Source organism: Aneurinibacillus migulanus (genome assembly GCF_001274715.1).
GTDB classification, from domain to species: domain Bacteria; phylum Bacillota; class Bacilli; order Aneurinibacillales; family Aneurinibacillaceae; genus Aneurinibacillus; species Aneurinibacillus migulanus.
On the sequence record NZ_LGUG01000015.1, the window covers coordinates 1 to 855 of the forward strand.

The 855-nt window shown below is 41.8% G+C and carries 1 protein-coding gene and 1 pseudogene; one reads left to right on the plus strand and one right to left on the minus strand.

Annotation, left to right across the window (positions count from 1 at the left end):
• Positions 1-401, minus strand: a pseudogene (locus AF333_RS31015) (histidine kinase); the annotation flags it as partial.
• Between the two features lie 386 nt (positions 402-787).
• Here AF333_RS31015 and AF333_RS37795 point away from each other — a divergent pair.
• A partial coding sequence (locus tag AF333_RS37795) for a hypothetical protein (protein ID WP_152968251.1) occupies positions 788-855 on the plus strand: 68 nt, incomplete at its 3' end.

Sequence of the window (855 nt, forward strand, 5' to 3'; positions counted from 1 at the left end):
AAAACCGCTGCCGTCTCACCATTAATTTCAACAATAGAAGAAGCTTGAATTTGTTGGATCCAGAACGTATAGGGCTGTTTTAGTGGCTGATCGACCAGAATACGCAGTCGATACGTTCCGTAACCAAACGATGAATCCGATTCTTTCGGTAAGGCGCTGCGCCAATCTCCTGGAACTTGAACATAATGCGGCTGAGCAATGGCTGAGCGCATTATGTCTTTATGTGAGATGAATGCCTCAGGGTAAAACTCCCACTCGCCGTTCAATGGAATGGAGCGGGAATTCTCGAAGTTCCAGCCCCTCATATCAAGTACGCCTTGAGCCGCATGAGGATGCTCTGGCGTAGCAAGAATCGTAAACCAGAACCATCGTATACCAAGCAGGATAGAGAGAAACACCATAATGATTGTAATTTTTTTTAGGAAAGTATAATTTCGTACCCATATCATAAACATTAATTTCGATACAATCTTCGAAACTCCTTTTTCTGTGAGAACCTAAAAAGAAGGAACCATGCTGGGACATCAATAGTAGCTAAAAAAGGTAATAAGGGGTTGCAATATATCGTCATCAAGTCAAGATAGTTCCATATCATAAAGTGAAAAGATTAGTGATTCAAAGAGGGTAAGGTGAAAAAACTGTTGGTAGACTGAATTCTGGACACGCAGAACCGAGAGTGCGACAATAAAAGCATTCTAAATCGAGGCGTCTACGATGGCAAAAAAGTACAGTCAAGAATTCAAGCACCAAGCTGTCCAACTCATTCTAGAAGAGGGGAAAAGAACTTGTGTATCTCGAAACCTTTTCAACACGAGCTGAGGCAAAGAAGCGTATTTTCGAGTACATTGCATGTTT